This window comes from Paraburkholderia sp. SECH2 (genome assembly GCF_030464795.1).
Classification (GTDB): domain Bacteria; phylum Pseudomonadota; class Gammaproteobacteria; order Burkholderiales; family Burkholderiaceae; genus Paraburkholderia; species Paraburkholderia aspalathi.
In genome coordinates this window covers 117,380-134,622 of record NZ_JALPRH010000017.1, presented here as the reverse complement: position 1 = coordinate 134,622, position 17,243 = coordinate 117,380, and the positions used below count along the sequence as shown (strand labels likewise).

The 17,243-nt window shown below is 62.2% G+C and carries 14 protein-coding genes; 11 read left to right on the top strand and 3 right to left on the bottom strand.

Annotation, left to right across the window (positions count from 1 at the left end):
• Positions 1-299: 299 nt before the first annotated feature.
• The 10 genes from M0D66_RS25210 (at position 300) to M0D66_RS25165 (ending at position 11,863) form a co-directional block, all read left to right on the top strand.
• A complete protein-coding gene (locus tag M0D66_RS25210) occupies positions 300-1,769 on the top strand; it encodes a sigma-54-dependent Fis family transcriptional regulator (protein WP_211705699.1) in 1,470 nt (489 codons plus the stop codon).
• Positions 1,770-1,856: 87 nt separating this feature from the next.
• Entirely contained in the window at positions 1,857-2,117 is a 261-nt protein-coding gene (locus tag M0D66_RS25205) for a hypothetical protein (protein ID WP_211699834.1), read from the top strand.
• Positions 2,118-2,629: 512 nt separating this feature from the next.
• Positions 2,630-2,833 carry a hypothetical protein gene (locus tag M0D66_RS25200; RefSeq protein WP_093634388.1) on the top strand — a complete coding sequence of 68 codons (204 nt, stop codon included), beginning with the start codon at positions 2,630-2,632 and terminating at the stop codon, positions 2,831-2,833.
• Positions 2,834-2,926: 93 nt separating this feature from the next.
• Complete coding sequence (locus M0D66_RS25195) at positions 2,927-4,126, top strand: serine hydrolase (RefSeq protein WP_211705698.1); 1,200 nt, start codon at positions 2,927-2,929, stop codon at positions 4,124-4,126.
• 167 nt (positions 4,127-4,293) lie between these two features.
• Positions 4,294-4,584: an H-NS family nucleoid-associated regulatory protein gene (locus tag M0D66_RS25190; protein ID WP_054034751.1), complete on the top strand. Its 291-nt coding sequence runs from the start codon at positions 4,294-4,296 to the stop codon at positions 4,582-4,584.
• 631 nt (positions 4,585-5,215) lie between these two features.
• Positions 5,216-5,740: a formaldehyde-activating enzyme gene (fae, locus tag M0D66_RS25185; protein WP_175049670.1), complete on the top strand. Its 525-nt coding sequence runs from the start codon at positions 5,216-5,218 to the stop codon at positions 5,738-5,740.
• Positions 5,741-5,822: 82 nt separating this feature from the next.
• The gene (locus M0D66_RS25180) at positions 5,823-6,860 is read left to right on the top strand and encodes an aldo/keto reductase (RefSeq protein WP_211705697.1); all 1,038 of its coding nucleotides are present in this window, start codon (positions 5,823-5,825) and stop codon (positions 6,858-6,860) included.
• Positions 6,857-8,296 carry an NAD-dependent succinate-semialdehyde dehydrogenase gene (locus M0D66_RS25175; protein WP_211705696.1) on the top strand — a complete coding sequence of 480 codons (1,440 nt, stop codon included), beginning with the start codon at positions 6,857-6,859 and terminating at the stop codon, positions 8,294-8,296. The genes M0D66_RS25180 and M0D66_RS25175 overlap by 4 nt, the downstream gene beginning before the upstream one ends.
• 186 nt (positions 8,297-8,482) lie before the next feature.
• Positions 8,483-9,868 (top strand): MFS transporter, encoded by a 1,386-nt coding sequence (locus M0D66_RS25170; RefSeq protein ID WP_093634392.1) that lies wholly within the window; start codon positions 8,483-8,485, stop codon positions 9,866-9,868.
• Between the two features lie 393 nt (positions 9,869-10,261).
• Positions 10,262-11,863, top strand: a complete 1,602-nt coding sequence (locus tag M0D66_RS25165; RefSeq protein ID WP_211699830.1) for a peptide chain release factor 3 — start codon at positions 10,262-10,264, stop codon at positions 11,861-11,863.
• A gap of 124 nt (positions 11,864-11,987) precedes the next feature.
• On the opposite strand, the gene M0D66_RS25160 is transcribed toward M0D66_RS25165, so the two are convergent.
• Positions 11,988-12,857 (bottom strand): LysR substrate-binding domain-containing protein, encoded by an 870-nt coding sequence (locus tag M0D66_RS25160; RefSeq protein WP_211705695.1) that lies wholly within the window; start codon positions 12,855-12,857, stop codon positions 11,988-11,990.
• A gap of 363 nt (positions 12,858-13,220) precedes the next feature.
• On the opposite strand from M0D66_RS25160, the gene M0D66_RS25155 reads away from it, so the two are divergent.
• Positions 13,221-15,716, top strand: a complete 2,496-nt coding sequence (locus M0D66_RS25155; RefSeq protein ID WP_211705694.1) for a GNAT family N-acetyltransferase — start codon at positions 13,221-13,223, stop codon at positions 15,714-15,716.
• Positions 15,717-15,822: 106 nt separating this feature from the next.
• Here M0D66_RS25155 and M0D66_RS25150 read toward each other — a convergent pair whose 3' ends face one another.
• Together M0D66_RS25150 and M0D66_RS25145 are read right to left on the bottom strand one after the other, a co-directional pair.
• Positions 15,823-16,368: a hypothetical protein gene (locus M0D66_RS25150; RefSeq protein WP_054034758.1), complete on the bottom strand. Its 546-nt coding sequence runs from the start codon at positions 16,366-16,368 to the stop codon at positions 15,823-15,825.
• Positions 16,369-16,445: 77 nt separating this feature from the next.
• Positions 16,446-17,234 (bottom strand): IclR family transcriptional regulator, encoded by a 789-nt coding sequence (locus M0D66_RS25145; protein ID WP_093634394.1) that lies wholly within the window; start codon positions 17,232-17,234, stop codon positions 16,446-16,448.
• Positions 17,235-17,243: the final 9 nt, after the last annotated feature.

Genomic DNA, 17,243 nt, shown 5'->3' with positions numbered 1-17,243 from the left:
TTGGTTGTTCTACGTGTACGCCGTCCCGATGAGTGCGACGGCCCGGCGCCCGCAAATGCAGATTCCATGCCACGCACGCCGCAACGGCCTGTCCGTTGATTTCACAGGCCGAAGTTCGAAACGTGATGCGGCCGATTGTACCCAAACGTCTCCAAATCGGGACGCAGATCAGCTGAATACAGGCCGAACCGAGGTTAAACCCTTATGGAGTAGGCTTGCTGGCGATCTCGCTGATGAGATAAGCTTGTCCACGAAATGAGATATGCATAAATAGAACGATAGCCGGAGACAGCGACACCATGATGAACGACTGGGCGGGCCTTCCTGCTACCTACGGCGACGTACTCCGCCGGGCGATGGATTCGCTCTTCCGCACGTTCGAAAACTTCAGCGAAGGCACCTTCATCGTCGACGCCGAGGCGCGCGTCGTCTGGATCAACAAGCGCTACGCGGCGCGCTTTGGGTTTTCGGACCCGGAGCAGGCGATTGGCCGGGATTGCGAGGAGGTGATTCCCAACAGCCTGATGCGCGAGGTTGTGAAAACCGGCAAGCCGATTCTGCTCGACATCCTCGAAACGGGCCGCGAGCCGCTTGTCGTGACGCGGCTGCCGTTGAAAGACGATGCGGGTGAAACGGTCGGCGCGGTAGGTTTCGCGTTGTTCGACGAACTGAAGGCGCTCACGCCGCTCTTTTCCCACTACTCGCGCGTGCAGGAAGAGTTGATCGCGACGCGCCAGTCGCTCGCGCAGGCAAGACGGGCGAAGTACACGTTCGGCAGTTTTGTCGGTACGAGTGCGGCCAGTCTCGAAGTGAAGCGCCAGGCGCGCCGCGCCGCGCAACTCGAGTCGCCGGTGCTGTTGCTCGGCGAAACCGGCACGGGCAAGGAACTGCTGGCGCATGCCATTCACGGCGGATCGGCACGGGCAAATTGGCCGCTCGTTACCGTCAACGTGGCGGCGATTCCGGACACCTTGCTCGAAGTCGAATTCTTCGGCGCCGCTCCCGGCGCCTATACCGGCGCCGACCGGAAAGGACGGGTCGGCAAATTCGAGCTTGCGAACGGCGGCACGCTGTTTCTCGACGAAATCGGCGACATGCCGCTGCCTTTGCAGGGCAAGCTGTTGCGCGTGCTGCAGGACAAGGAGTTCGAGCCGCTTGGCTCGAACCGGATCGTGCGCGCGAACGTGCGGATCATCGCCGCGACCTCAGCCGATTTGCCGGCGCTGGTCGCGGCCGGGCGTTTCCGCGCGGACCTGTTCTATCGGCTGAACGTATTGACGATCCAGGCGCCGGCGCTGCGCGAGCGTTCGTCCGATATCGAGGCGCTTGCCTACGCCATGCTCGAGGACCTGTCGGCGCAAGCGCCGGGCGCCAGCCACTTCGAATTGCAGGACGATGCCTTGCGGCTGCTGTGTTCGTATGGGTGGCCCGGCAATGTGCGCGAGCTCCGCAACACATTGGAGCGGGCAGTGGTGCTCTCGGACAGCGAGCGCATCGATGCGCGTGCGCTAGCGCCGTTCATCGGTCCAGCACGCAGCGGACATCGTCCGCTTGTTTCCGCGGGCTCTGAAGCGCACGCTTCAGATGCCACCTCGGAGGCGCCTGACGTGACGTCGTCATGGAGCGAAGCCATGGCCGCGTTCGAAAAGCGCTTCCTGGGCGATGCCTTGCGCGCCAACGGCGGTCGCGTGATCGAGACGGCCATGCAGATCGGCATGGGCCGCGCGACGCTCTATAAGAAGATCGCTGCATACGGCATCGAGGTGTGACGAAGTCCCGCTACATCGCGTGGCGAAGTGTAATTGCCGCGTGGCACAATCGCGTGATCGAAAAACAAGACGTGATCGGGGTTTCAAATGAAACGCAGTCTTTTCTCTTTCGCGCGCGGTGCCTGTGCCGCGCTGGCGCTTCCCGCAATCGCCATGCTGAGCAGTTGTAGCAGTAGCGCACCGCTGTTTCTGTCGGACGGCCGACCAACTACGCTGGTCCAGTGTTCGGTCGGATCCGACTCCTGCTCGCAGCAGGCAAACGCAGCGTGCGGCGGCGCCTTCGACGTCGTGCGCCAGTCCAGCGACAACGGCACCCTCAGTCTGATTTACGCCTGCCGGGCGAAATGACGCCACGCCGGCCAATGGCTGGTGTGATGCGTGTGATTGACACTTTCCTTCGTTGATCCCGCCGCTCGGCCATGACGGCGGGCTGTCTCCCTCTCTTCGCAGTTTCCGCTTAACCGGACCAAACCGGCCATATGGCGAGCAGTGTCATGCGGAAAGCATATGACCGTCATAAATATCTGGCTCTAATGTGCGTTCGCCAAAACGGTTACGATGCGCAATGAATATCGATCGAATTGCTTCGAGTTTATTACCTTAATTATTTGCTCTGACAAAAAGCGCTCGGTTTTCGCCGTCAGGCCGAGTCGGTGCGGCATCTAACGGAACGCGAAGTTTCGCCGCAGTATCCTCATCTGGCCGGCTCACAATCAAAAACAATGTGCAGGTTTTGCCGGTTTTTCGGCGGTCCGAATTATCCGCTTCAGAAAAATCTTCCGTTTTAACGGAGCTTCTGGAGTAATCAGGGCACGCTTTATGCTTTTAAACTGGCTCAATGAGTAATTCCGGGGAAAGCAATGAATCACCTCCAACTCGAAAAAGATATCCAACACCTTGAAAATGTAATCACGCATATTTCCGCTGAAGACCGCATCCCGCTGTCGTATTGGCGCAATCGCATTAACTCGGTGTCCGGAGCGGCACTGATGCCGGCACAGGCTAATCGCGTCAAACGGCTCAATGCGGCCCTCGCTGCATTGGAGGACCGGCAGAAAGCGTAACTGTCCATGGGTGGAGGGTGACGTGTACCGTCTGATCGGGTAACGTTTCCGGCAGAAATTAGGGAACGTAACACCTAAGAATTCAGGAGGAGCATGCAACCAGCAGGATTTTCAGCCGCCCGGCTGACGGCGCTGACGAACGCCATGCAAGGCTATGTGGAACGCGGCGAAGTGACGGGGGTCGTTTCGCTGGTTTGGCGGCGCGGTGAAATCGGCTACTTCGAGCCGCTCGGCCTGCGCGACGAAGCGGCCCAATTGCCCATGGAGCGCGACGCGCTGTTTCGCATCGCGTCGATGACCAAACCGGTGACGAGCGCGGCGATCCTGATGCTGATCGAGGAGGATCGGTTCGCGCTCGACACGCCAATCTCATTGTGGTTGCCGGAGCTGGCAGCGCCATCCGTGTTGCGCGACCCCACCGGCCCGCTCGACGAAACCGACCCGGTCAGAGCGCCACTTACCGTGCTCGATCTGCTCACGCACCGCGCCGGCTTTGCTTATCACTTCACCGCCACCGGACCGTTGGCCGAAGCTTACGCGGCGGCCTTCAACGGCATTGAAGCGCGTGGGGATGCCAGCGCGTGGCTGGGGCGCATAGCCAGCTTGCCGTTGATGTTTCAGCCCGGCTCGCGCTGGCATTACGGTATCGCGACCGACGTCCTCGGCGTTCTGATCGAGCGCGTGAGCGGCATGCGGCTGGGTGACTTCTTCCGGACGCGGATTTTCGAACCGCTCGGCATGCGCGATACGGCGTTCTGGGTGCCCGACGCGCAACTCACACGTTTGGCGACGGCCTATGGCGTCGAGGCGGGCACGCGGCGGCGCGTGGTCGAAGATCATCCGTCGGCGAGCCGCTGGGCGAATCCCGATCGTTTCCAGAGCGGTGGCGGCGGACTTGTCTCGACAGCGCAGGACTATCTGCAGTTCGCCCAACTGTTGCTAGGGCGTGGGCGCGTCGGCTCGACACGTCTGCTGTCGCATCGCTCGGTCGATTTGATGCGCTCGAACTTTCTGACCCGCGACCAGCGGCGTGTGCCGGCGTTCGGCCATGTGCTGTGGGCAGGCCAGGGCTTCGGCCTCGGCTTGTCGGTGGTCGACGATCCGGCGCAGCAGTTGCCGCTTGGCTATCGCTCGGTGGGTTCGTTCGGCTGGCCGGGTGCGTATGGCACGAGCTGGTTCGCCGATCCGGTGGAGGACCTGATCGGATTGATGCTGATTCAGCGGCGTGCTGTCGAACCCTTCCCAATGTCGGTTGATTTCGAGCGCCGCGTGTACGATGCAATTGACGATTGAGTGCGTGGCCTGCAGCAGTTGAGCGGGCGGTCTTGAACGGCGGACGGTTCACGGGCGCACTCTGAGCGGACCGCCCTGCGCGGGCCGCTCTATCCGGCACTTTATTCGTCTGATAGTGTCCGCAAGTGTCCGCACCGCAGTTCGTCAAATCGATCGGAGTACCCGCCATGGCCTCATATAAACAGTTGACTGCTCAGCTCGAGAAGCTCCATAAAGAAGTCGCGGTGGCGCGCGAAAAGGAAATCGCACAGGCGATTGCCGAGATCAAGCAGAAGGTTGCCGAGTACGATCTGACCGCGGAAGAGCTGGGTTTTACGAGCAAGCGTGCCGCGGTACGCAAAGCGCCTTCGGTAGCCAAGTACCGCAACCCGAAAACCGGCGAGACGTGGAGTGGCCGTGGTCGCTCGCCTGGCTGGCTCGCCGGCAAGAATCGGGAGCGCTTTCTGATCGAAGGCTAGAGTACGGTTCGACCGTGGCGCTTGCGCTCGCAACGCGCCGAATTTTTCTGAAGTGAAGTTGCGTCGGGTTTTTCTCGCACCGCTGAGAGGGTCCCGAAAACGCTCACCTTTCGCGTGAGCTTGCAACGCGCGCCGTGGGTTTCGCGAGGTACCTCGCACCAGGCTTCGTTGTTTCGGTGAGCCTGGTTTTGTCGGATGACGCACCTTGCGGTGCGATCACTCCGGCTGTCTCTCGCGGTGTCGCGACCTCCCTCGAAACCCGCGCCAGCCTTTGCTGGCGGGCGTTCCCTGGCTATGCGAAGAATCGCGTAATCCATCGTTCGATTCTCACGCGGTCTTTTCCGCGTGCTTCGCCTCGCTGCTGAACCTCGCGCCGCTGGTGCGTGCGCGGCCTTCTGTGCGTTCACCTTTCGTCTGGATTCGAGGCTCGCCATCGCGAGTCCCGAAAAGTCTCACCTTTGCGCTTGACCGTGCGCGCGACTCAACGCGCACATCCAACGTGCCACCTGATGCGCCCGGGGGCAAACCCGGAGATGAGTTCGCCTCATACCCCGGATCAAAACTCATCGATACATGGTCGCGAAGACCGCGCAGCACAATCGGTCATCCACTCAACCTCGACGGAAAGACCATGAGCGTATCGACGGACAAACAACTCTTTATCGGCGAAGGATTCGAAGGTCCTGGCGTCAATCTCGCGCATATCAACGTGCTGGTCGGCCCGCGCAATGGCCCCGCGGGGCAGGCCTTCGCTACGGCATTGGCGACGCCTTCAGCGGGGCACGCACCGTTTGTCGTGATCGCGCGGCCGGGTGTGCCGACCAAGCCGCTGACGCTCTATGTGAACAAGGCGCAGATCGGCAGCGACTTCCACGGCAACGCGACGTGGGGTGCTTCGCAAGCCGGTATCGCGAGAGCGGTGGCCGAATCGCTGGAGAACGGCACGCTGCCGCCTGAAGCGGAAAACGATTGGGTGGTGGTGTCCGCGAACTGGGTCAATCCGGCCACCGACGATCTCGACGCCGTCTTCGAGAACAACTACCGCGCGTGCAAGAACGCGATTCTCGCGGCGATGAAGGGCCTGCCGCATCGCGATGAAGTGTTTGCCGCCGCGCGCGACGTATCGAATCCGTTCTACACCCCCAAACAACGTTAATCACACGCAACGTGGTTCGCGCGCCGTGAGGGGCGCGCTGCTGCGTGCGCTACTGAATGTGACCAGGAAGGAGACAAGCACTATGGAATACATTCGCCTCGGCCACTCGGGCCTGAAGGTGTCGCGTTTGTGCCTCGGCACGATGAACATGGGCACGCCGCAATGGAAGCCCTGGATCTTCGATGAAGCGCAGAGCGAGCCGATCGTGCGTCACGCGCTGGAAGCCGGCGTCAATTTCATCGACCTCGCCGATTTCTATTCGACCGGTGTAGGCGAAGAAGTGGTGGGCCGCATTCTGAAGCGCATTGCACGGCGTGAAGAGATTGTCGTGACGACCAAGGTCGGCTACGACATGGGCACGTATCAGAACGCCGGCGGCCATTCGCGCAAGCACATCATGGACGGTATCGACGCGTCGCTCACGCGCCTCGGTATGGATTACGTCGATATCTACATGCTGCATTTCTTCGACGTGAACACGCCGGTTGAGGAAACGATGGGTGCGTTGAACGATATTGTGTGTGCGGGCAAGGCTCGGTACATCGGCGTATCGACGATGTACACGTGGCAGTTCGCGAAGATCATGCAGGTCTGCGAGCGCAATGGCTGGCACAAACCCATCAACATGCAGCTGCAGCTCAACCTGGCCTATCGCGAGGAAGAGCGCGAAATGATTCCGTATTGCCAGGATCAGGGCGTCGGGGTGTCGGTGTTCAGTCCGCTGGCGCGTGGTCTGTTGACCTGCGATCCGAACTCAACGCGTAACCGGACCGATTTCTTCACGGCGCAGATGTACGGCGATACGGCATCTCGTGAGATTGCTGCTTCGGTGGCGCGCGTGGCGGCGCGGCGTGGTGTGTCGGCCGCGCAGATCGCGCAGGCGTGGGTGCTGAATCATGGTGGTGTGGCGAGCATGCTGGTCGGGGCGGACACACCTGCGCAATTCGATAGCGCGTTGGCCGCTTTAGGCACGAAGCTCTCCGCCGACGAACTATTCGAACTCGAACGCAATTACACCCCGTGCGATCTGATCAACGACTACACCGCGGGCAAACGCATCGCTCGTGAAGCGCGGCTTGCGCAAGGCACGTTCGTCGAGAACCTGGAGAAGGCAGCATGAACGAGTTTCTCCGAACCGGACATTACATTGGCGGTGAGTGGTACGAAAGCGCAAGCACGTATCCCGTTCTGAATCCTGCGACGGGCGAGGTGATCGCTCAAGTCGCAAGGGGCGGCGCGGCGGAAACGACGCAGGCCGTTGCCGACGCTGAACGCGCTTTTCCGGTGTGGCGCGCGTTGACCGCAAAAGAACGTGGCGCGCGTGTCAGACGCTGGGGCGAGTTGATGCTCGAGAACCGCGATGCGCTCGCTGAACTGCTGACGCGCGAGCAAGGCAAGCCGCTTGCCGAAGCGCGCGGCGAAGTCGGCTATGCGGCGAGCTTCTTCGAATGGTTCGCCGAGGAAGCCAAGCGCAGTTACGGCGACGTGATCCCGAGCCCGAATCCAAACGCGAAGATCATCGTGACGCGCGAACCGGTCGGCGTGGTCGCGGCCATCACGCCGTGGAATTTCCCGCTTGCGATGATTACGCGCAAGGCCGGCCCGGCGCTCGCGGCGGGCTGCACGATGGTGCTGAAGCCTTCCGAAGAAACGCCGTTGTCCGCTTTGGCTCTGGCCGTACTGGCGGAGAAGGCCGGCATTCCACCAGGCGTGTTCAACATCGTCTCCGGCGATGCAGTCGCGATCGGCGGCGTGCTGACTGAATCGGAGGTGGTGCGTAAGTTATCGTTCACCGGCTCGACGCGCGTCGGTAAACTGCTCGCGAAGCAGTCGGCGGATACGCTGAAGAAGCTGTCTTTGGAGCTTGGCGGCAACGCGCCATTCATCGTGTTCGACGATGCGGATATCGACGCGGCAGTGCAAGGCGCGATGGCCTCGAAATTCCGCAATACCGGTCAGACCTGCGTGTGCGTGAATCGCTTCTACGTGCAGGACGGTATCTACGATGCATTCACGCAGGCGCTGACACAAGCCGTGCGGAAGATGCGTGTCGGCAACGCGCAGCAAGGCGAGTTCGAACAAGGTCCGCTGATCAATCAGGCGGCGCTGAAGAAGGTGGAAGCGCATGTCGCCGACGCGTTGCAGAAAGGCGCGAAGGTTTTAACGGGCGGCAAACCGCACGCGCTCGGCGGCACATTCTATGAGCCGACCGTGCTGATCGATGCATCGAAGTCTATGCTGGTCGCCGCGGAAGAAACCTTCGGCCCGGTGGCAGCGTGCTTTCGCTTCAAGACGGAAGACGAAGCCATCGCTGCGGCCAACGATACGCCGTTCGGTCTCTCTGCCTATTTCTATACGCGTGACCTGGCGCGTGCATGGCGCGTCGCGGAGGCGCTGGAGAGCGGCATGGTCGGCATTAACGAAGGGATTCTTTCGACTGAAGTCGCGCCATTCGGCGGCGTCAAGCAATCAGGCCTAGGCCGCGAAGGCTCGAAGTACGGGCTCGATGAATACACGGAACTGAAGTACATGATGATGGGCGGGCTCGGTCGCTGACCTTCGTCTTATGCGTTCATCTCACCCATTCGCCTTGTACATCGCATGCCGTAGTACGCGGCGAACAGCGAGGCGAACGACGGGATAAACCGCGAAGGGAATAACGAGCCCAACTGCGTGGCTTGGCGCGGCACCGGCATCACGCCGGCGCCGCGCCGGCCGCGCACGTACAAACAAGGAGACAGCGTGAGCACTCAGGATAGCCAGGCGGCCACTCTCGGCCTCGCCCCCACTTTGCCGTCCGCCGCAGCGGCGGCCGTGCGCGGCCCCGTTCCTCTGGATGACGTTCCGTTGAACGCGTTCCACGTCAAGATCGCCGGGTTGACGTTCGGCGCTCACTTTACTGAAGGGTTTGCACTCGGCACGATCGGCTATGCGCTGGCGTCGCTGAATCGCCAGATGCCGCTCGACGCGTTCTGGATGGGCATGATAGGCAGTTCCGCGCTGATGGGCATCTTTGTCGGCAGCCTCGTGTTTGGCTGGCTGTCGGATCGTCTGGGACGGCAGAAGATCTTTTTGCTGAGTTTTCTGATCATCACAGCAGCAGCGTTCGCGCAGTTTTACGTGAGTTCGCCGTTCGAGTTGTGTCTACTGCGGGTGTTGATCGGCTTCGGCATGGGCGGCGATTTTGCGGTCGGGCACGCGATTCTCGCCGAGTTCTCGCCACGCAAGCATCGCGGTACCTTGCTCGGCTCGTTCAGCGTGGTGTGGACGATCGGCTATGTGGTCGCCAACGTGCTCGGCATGCAGTACGCCGACGCGTCGCCGGATGCGTGGCGCTGGCTGCTTGCGTCCGCTGGCATTCCCGCGCTGATCGTGCTGATTTTGCGTATGGGCACGCCGGAATCGCCGCGTTGGTTGCACGGCAAGGGACGTGTTGCTGAAGCCAAGGCAATCGTGCTCAAGCACTTCGGCCCTAACGTAACGCTTGACGGCGGCGACGACGAACACGCGCAAGCTCGCGGCGGCTTCATGCGCCTGTTCAAGAAGGACCTGATCCGCAGAACGATCTTCAACTGTGCGTTCTTTGTGTGCCTCGTGATTCCGTACTTCGCGATCTACACGTTTCTGCCCACCATTCTTAAAGCGATCCATTTGAACGACGGGTCGGGTGCGGATTTTCTGTTGAACGGCTTCCTCGTACTTGGTGCGCTAATTGGTATCTGGCTCACCATCAAGTTATCGCGCCGTGCGTTTCTGATCGGCTCGTTCGCGGTGACGTGTATGTCGCTGATTGCGTTGAGCTTGCTGCCGGAGTCTGCAACGCTCGCGATGATCGTCGCATTCGCGATCTTCACGCTGACGATGTCTGCGTTCTCGAACCTTGTTGGCGTGTTTCCTCCAGAGTGTTTCCCGACCGAGGTTCGCGCGTGCGGCGTCGGGTTGGCCATTGCGTGCAGCCGTCTTGGTTCGGCGGTCGGCACGTTTCTGTTGCCGCTCGGCATCCTTCACCTGGGTTTCCACGCGACGATGATGGTGCTGGCTGTTGTTCTGCTGATCGGCATGGTGGTGTCGATCGCATGGGCGCCTGAAACGAAGCATCTGACCTTGAACGAAGCCAGCGGCGCGTAGTCTGCGGTCAGTGTGTTGTTTGGAAACCCCGTCGCATCGGCAACAATGCGGCGGGGTTTCTCATTTGCTGCGCGAGAGCCGGCCGGAGACGCTCCAGGCATTTGTCGAACAGGTCCTAATCGCCGATCGCGCATCCGTCCCCAAAACCCCATTTCCATACGTCAACCCCCATGACGTGTATCATTCGTTCCCTGCGCTGTTCTGTGCCGGCAATTCCCGTATTTCCAAACGCTCGTTCGTAACCTGGTTGGTTGTGACGCGGCGGAGTTGCCATCGTGACGCGGGTCTCCGATCCAACTCCCGCAGCTCGACGCCGCCGCGCCAGACGTGGCAGACCCGAGGCCACAAGCTTCGGGACACCGCCCGAACCCCTATCCGTGACCGCCAGACCCGATGTCAGTCTCCGAACTCAAACGCCGCCGCACGTTCGCGGTTATTTCCCACCCGGACGCGGGCAAAACCACGCTCACTGAAAAGCTGCTGCTGTTCTCGGGCGCGATTCAGATCGCCGGTACCGTGAAGGGCCGCAAGAGCAATCGCTACGCGACCTCGGACTGGATGGAGATCGAAAAGCAGCGCGGCATTTCCGTCGCCAGTTCGGTCATGCAGTTCGAGTACGGTGACGCCGTCATCAATCTGCTCGACACCCCGGGCCACGAAGACTTCTCCGAAGATACCTATCGCGTGCTGACGGCGGTTGACGCTGCCGTGATGGTGATCGACGGCGCGAACGGCGTCGAAGCGCAAACGCTGAAACTGCTCGAAGTCTGCCGCAGCCGCAAGACGCCGATCGTCACCTTCATCAACAAGCTCGACCGCGAAGTGCGCGAGCCGCTCGAACTGCTCGATGAAATCGAGCAGCATCTCGGCGTCGCCGCCGTGCCGTTCACATGGCCGATCGGCATGGGCAAGGACTTCCAGGGCGTCTATGACATTCAGCATGACCAGGTGCGCCTGTTCCGCGCCGGGCAGGATAAGGCGGGCGGGGCGGTCGAAACGTTGCAAGCGCTCAGCGACGAAGAAGGCGAACGCCGCTTCGGCCATAGCTGGGTCAAGGCGAAAGAAGAGATTGATCTGATCACCGGCGCGTCGCCTGATTTCGATCGCGAGCAGTTCCTCGCAGGTCAGCAATCCCCAGTGCTGTTCGGCTCGGCGATCAATAACTTCGGCGTGAAGGAAATTCTCGACGCGCTGGTCGATCTGGCGCCGCCGCCGTCGATGCGCATGACCGTGCAACGTCCGGTGATGCCGGACGAGCCGAAGTTCACCGGCGTCGTCTTCAAGGTGCAGGCGAACATGGATCTCGCGCACCGTGACCGCGTGGCGTTCATTCGCGTGTGTTCGGGGCACTTCGAGCGCGGCATGGCGGTTAAGGTGACGCGCACGAACAAGACCTTCCGCGCGAATAACGTGGTGACGTTCCTGTCGCAGCGTCGTGAGACGGTAAGCGAGGCGTATCCGGGCGACATCATCGGTATCCCGAATCACGGCACGTTGAGCCTCGGCGATACGCTGACCGAAGGCGAGCTGTTGCAGTTCGTCGGCTTGCCGTTCTTCGCGCCGGAAATTTTCCAGACGGTCGAAGTGGTCGATCCGATGCGCGCCAAGCAACTCGGCGAAGCGCTGAAGCAACTCGGCGAGGAAGGCGCGATTCAGGTGTTCCGTCCTGAAGTCGGCGGTCTGATGATTCTCGGCGCGGTCGGTCAACTGCAGTTTGAGGTGGTGTCGCACCGCTTGTCGACGGAATACAAGGTCGATGTGCGGATGGCGCCGGCGCGCTATCGCATGTCGCGTTGGGTGACGTGTGACGATCCGGCCGAATTGCGCCGTTTTACGGATTCGTACGCGGCGCGGATCGCGCTCGATGCATCGGATGCGCCGACGTATCTGGCCTCGCACGTGTCGGAGATCGAAGTCGCGCAGAAGGCGTGGCCGAAGATCGTGTTCAACGAATTGCGCGAGCATTCAGGCGCGCCGTTCAAGAAGGCGATGTAACGTCATCCGGCCGCGATCGCTCGGTGCTTGCGTCGTTAGACGAATAAAAAAAGCCGCGTCGAAAAAACGCGGCTTTTTTTTCGCTCTTACTTTGCCGTTCGCAATGCAGAGCAGCCGCACCGCCTCACTCCATCTTCAAAACCTCTTCCCGCATCCACCCGGCAAACGCTTGCACATGTTCAAGCGACGCATGGTGTTGCGCCACGTCGAGCCAATAGCCATACGGCCCGGCTACTTCAGCATCGGAAAACCGCGCGAGACTCCCGTCCGCCAGTTCCTCGACGATCATGTTCCGATCGACCACCGCCAGCCCCGCGCCTTTACGCGCGGCGCGGATCGCCTGCTCCAGCGTAGAAAACTCGATGCCGTTTTCCGCGTAGCGTGCGGGCAGGCCCGCTTTCGCCAGCCAGTTCGGCCATAGGTCCAGGCGGGCGTCGTTATGCAGGACGTGCAGCGCGGGCAAATGTTCGAGCAGCATGTCGAGTGATTCGCTGAGCAGACCCGGTGCGCCGACCAGTACGTGGCGCTCCATCATCAGCAATTCGGAATGCGCACCCGCCAGTGCGTTTCGGCCGAAGCGGATGACGCAGTGACAGTCTTCCGTGGGCGACGTGCGAACGGACAGTTCGACATCGGGCAATTCGTCTCCCAAGGAACCGAGCCGCGGCGAGAACCATTGCGTCGCAAAGGTGGGCGGCACGGCGACGACGAGACGCCGCCGCCCTTTGGCTGCGGTGATCTGACGGAAGCCGCGTTCGATGGTGTCGAAGGCCTCGGAGAGGCAAGGCAGGAACTGCAGCCCGGCCGGCGTCAGCCGGATACCCTTGTGATCGCGCTCAAACAGCTTCGCGCCGAGCGATTCCTCGAGCAGTTTGATCTGCCGGCTCACCGCGCCTTGGGTGACGCATAGCGCAGTGGCCGCGCGGTTAAAGCTCATGTGCCGGGCTGTTTCTTCAAAGAAGCGCAACGCGATCAGTGATGGCAAGCGCCGCATAAATCACCTTCTGTCTCTTTGTTCGTCCGGAGCGGGCGGTGACGGTTGTCGCGTGCCTGCTCGCGGAATCCATGTTCGTGCCGCGCGTTGTCTCCGACGCGCCATGCCGCCATCAATCAGCCCGCACGTTTCAAAGGCAAACGGGCTGGTCGGGCATCCCTAGGATTGTCGCATTCAGGCTTGATATTTTGCCTGATCGCGCTAAAAAAATTCTGGCGTGCGTTGGTGCGGATCAATGGGATTTCGTCCACATCACGCCGCGTTTTCAGAACCGCCGCCGCGCAAGCTCTCGACTTCGCCTATCCTGACGAAGACGCGCGCCACCTGGCCGCTGTGCCTACTTCACACTCCGCTGGAGCGCCCGTGACCGTTCGCAACCTAGACGCCCTGTTCCGCCCTAAATCCGTCGCCGTGATCGGCGCCTCCGAGCGACCGGGCAGCACCGGCGCAATGGTGTGGGCGCGTGTGCTGGAAGGCGGCTTCGAGGGCCCTGTCTGGCCGGTCAATCCGAAATACGAGACGCTCGGCGGCCGCAAGGTCATCGGCGATGTCGGCGATTTGCCGCAAGCGCCTACCGTCGCGCTGATCTGCACGCCGCCCGATACGTGGCCCGGCATCATCCACAAGCTCGGCGGGTTGGGCACGCGCGCGGCGATCATCGTCGGCGAGGTGCGGAGCGATGAGGACCGCGTGCATCTCCGGCATGCGCTCTCGGCGGCGCGGCCGCATTTGCTGCGCATCGTCGGGCCGGGCAGTCTCGGGGTGGTGTCGCCGGCGTTCCACGCGCATTTCGGTGCGCCGTCGTGCACGGTGAAGGCGGGTGGCGTGGCATGGGTGTCGCAATCGAATGCACTGACGAATGCCGTGCTCGGTTGGGCGCATGCGCGCGGCCTTGGCTTTTCGCACGCCGTGGCGCTGGGTGGCGAAGCCGACGTGGACGCCGGCGACGTGCTCGACTATCTGGCGAGTGATCCCGGCACGCGCGCGATCCTCCTGGAGTTGGATACGGTGCGCGCCGCGCGTAAATTCATGTCGGCGGCTCGCGCCGCGGCGCGCAACAAACCGGTACTGGCACTACGCTCAGGCCGCGCCGATCCGGCCGACGCGCTGTACACCGCTGCATTCCGCCGCGCGGGCATGGTGCGCGTCGATTCGCTCGACGATCTGCTCGATGAAATCGAAACGCTCGGCGTGGGCCGGGTGGCGGCAGGCGCGACCGCGACGCTGATCACCAGCGACAGCGGTCTCGCCACGCTCGCCTGCGACGCCTTTGCCGCCGCCGGGGACACGCTCGCGCCGTGGCCCGCCGAAGCGGACGCGGCGCTAAGCGAAGCGCTGCCGCACGCGGTGGCGGGCAATCCGCTACGACTCGGCGACGATGCGCGCCCCGAGCATTTCGGCACCGCGCTCAAACTGCTCGCCGAGCATCGCAGCACGGGCACGGCCTTCGTGGTCCACGCGTCGACGCATGGCGCGCCGGTCGGTGAGGTCGCGCAGGCATTGATCGCGAATCAGCGCTTCGCCTATCGTGGGCTTCTCGCATGCTTTTTCGGCGGCGTGGACGCGGCCACGCGTGATGCCCTGCATGCGCAAGGCATTCCGGTCCATACGACGCCGCAGCGATTGGCGCGCGCCTTTGCGCGTCTGGTCGACTACCGGATGGGCCGCGAGTTGCTGATGCAGACGCCGGAAGGTTTGCCGGCGCAGATACCCGAAGCAATCGACGCCGCTCAGGCGCAGGCCCGCGCCGCGCTTGCAGCAGGTGAGCACCAACTAACCGGGGCGGAAGCGGCCCAGTTTCTTGAGCGTTTTGGGCTGAGCGTTGAAACGCAAGGGGGCGACCCGACGACGAAAGAAGCATTAGCGCAAGGCGCTACGCAAGGATCGACGCAAGTGCTATCCCAACAAGCCGCGCAGCAATCCGCCGCAGCGCCGGCACAAGCAGATTGCGAGGAACTGGTTGCCGCACAGTCGCGCAAGCCGGTTGTCGCCCTCGCCGTCGAACTTCACGACGACGACAACTTCGGCCCCGTTTTCCGCTTCACCGCGCCGTCGACGGATGGCGTGTCCGATCCGCTGCGCGTCTACGGCTTGCCGCCACTCAATCCGATGCTCGCGCGCGACATGGTCACGCACTCGCGCTACGCGCGCCTGATCGATCCCGAGCCGGCATTAACCGCGTTGACGGCGCTTTCGCAGGCGGTCTGCGACGTCAAGGAGATCGTCGGCCTCTCGCTGACGCTGCGGGTGTTCAAGGACCACGTGGTGGTAGTCGAGCCGACCCTCAGCCTGGCGGCGAAGCGCAGCCGGCTTGCGATCGTGCCCTATCCGCGCCGCTTCGAAGAGACGCTCGACTGGCAGGGCCTGCGTGTGACGATCCGGCCGATCCGTCCGGAAGACGAAGCCGCGCATCACGATTTCGTCGAAGCGATGACGCCGGAAGATTTACGTTTGCGGTTTTTCGGCGCGGTCGGCAGCTTCGATCATTCGCAGCTCGCGCGCATGACGCAGATCGACTACGACCGCGAAATGGCGCTGATCGCGACGGTCACCAGCGAAGACGGTTTCACACGCACACTCGGCGTCGTCCGCGCTGTCGCCGATCCCGACAACGAGACAGCCGAGTTCGCCGCCGCGGTGCGCTCCGACCAGAAAGGCCGGCGCCTTGGACAATTGCTGATGGATCGGATCATCAAGTACGCGCGGGCACGTGGCATCCACTGGCTGGTCGGCGAGGCGTTGCGGGAGAACGCGCCGATGATCGCGCTAGCCAGGTCCTGCGGCTTCACCATCACGCCGACGGAAGATCCCGGCGTGGTCGGCTTCAGGATGGCGCTGGATGAACCGGCGCAAGCTTAAGTTGGCGGGGACGGCGCTTGCCGAAGCTCTCAGACACAAGACCGCCCGCGATGACTATGACGCCAGGCCGCGGCGATTCGCGACCCGGGCGTTGTGACTTCAGCCTTTAAGCCGGCAGCTTCGCCGCGGCTTCGTCGACCTGCGTGCGGGTCACGGACAACTCTTCCAGCAGCGCTTCAGCGTACACAGCGCCGGTTTCGCGTTCCAGGCGCGCGATGGTCGCGGCGCAACGGTTCGCGTCCTTCAGCGTCGCGATGAACGACTTCACCGATTCACCCGCCTTGAAGGCGTCGAACAGCGGCACGCGGATGTCGTCCGGCAGCGGACGCGCCGTCCATTGATACGGCTTGCCGTTGAACGTGAACTGCGGCGGCAATACGCGCTCTTTCTTCGCAGCCGGAATCAGGCCGAAGGTGCGCGCGGCGTCGCCGATCTGCTCGGCCGAAAACAGCTCGTCCGGGCTGATGTCGAATTGCTGAATGAAGGTCTCGATGCTGTGCATCGCTGCAGCGCGGTCGTCACGGCGCTTTTGCGCATGAGCGACGATGTCGCGCAGTTCGTCGGCTTCTTCGGGCGTGATCGTGAAGCTCGACTGCTTCTGCTGAAGTTCGGAAAAACGCTGGAATTCGGAATCGGTCAGAAGTTTCGCCATTGCTTGATCGTTGAGCGCGCATGAGGAGACCTCTGCGGCGTGATTTTTGAAAGGGTCGCCATTCTAAACCATGTGCATTAAACAGCCTCTTCCCGAAACATCGAGAGCGCCTGCACCGTTTCACGCAGCAGCGCCGTTGCCGCCTCCAGCGTCGGCGCGACGTATTCGTCGATGCGCCGCAGGTACGGACACGTGAGCACCGCGATCGCCTGACCGGACGGTCCCTGGATCGGAAACGTGACGTCCGTGACACCGAAGGTCTGCTGACTGTCCTTCTGCGAAAAACCCGCCGCGCGAATCCGCTCGCACGCTTGTTCCAGGGCCTCGCGATCGATCGTGACTTCGCCTTTCACCTTGGTGTGTTCGGCCAGCATCTGGTCGCGTTGCTCGACGCTTTGAAACGCGAGCATCACGCGGCCCGAACCCGTATCGATCAGGCCGACCCGCGAGCCGAGCCGCACCGACATGCCCCACGTGCCCGGTCCGTCCACTTGCGCGATCACCAGCAGATTGCCGCGGTCGTACACCACGAGGTGACACGATTGCTCCGCGGCATCGGCAAAACGCTGCATCAGCGGCAGCGCTTCGGAGATCAGGCGGTTCATCGGCGGATGACGATGCGCGAGCGCATACAGCTTCAGGCTCAGCGAATAGCGGTCGCCCGCCGCCGAGCGCACCACGTACTGCCGTGCGACCAGTCGCTCCAGCATCCGGTACATCTCGCTCGCGTTGCGTCCCAGCCGCTTGGTGATTTCGGCGCGCGTCAGCCCTTCTTTCTGCTCGGCGAGCAGTTCCAGGATGTCGAGGCCCTTGTCCAACGCGGGGGCGCGGTAACGGTCGGCGTCGTCTTTGTCGTCTGCGTCCATGGTGAGCGA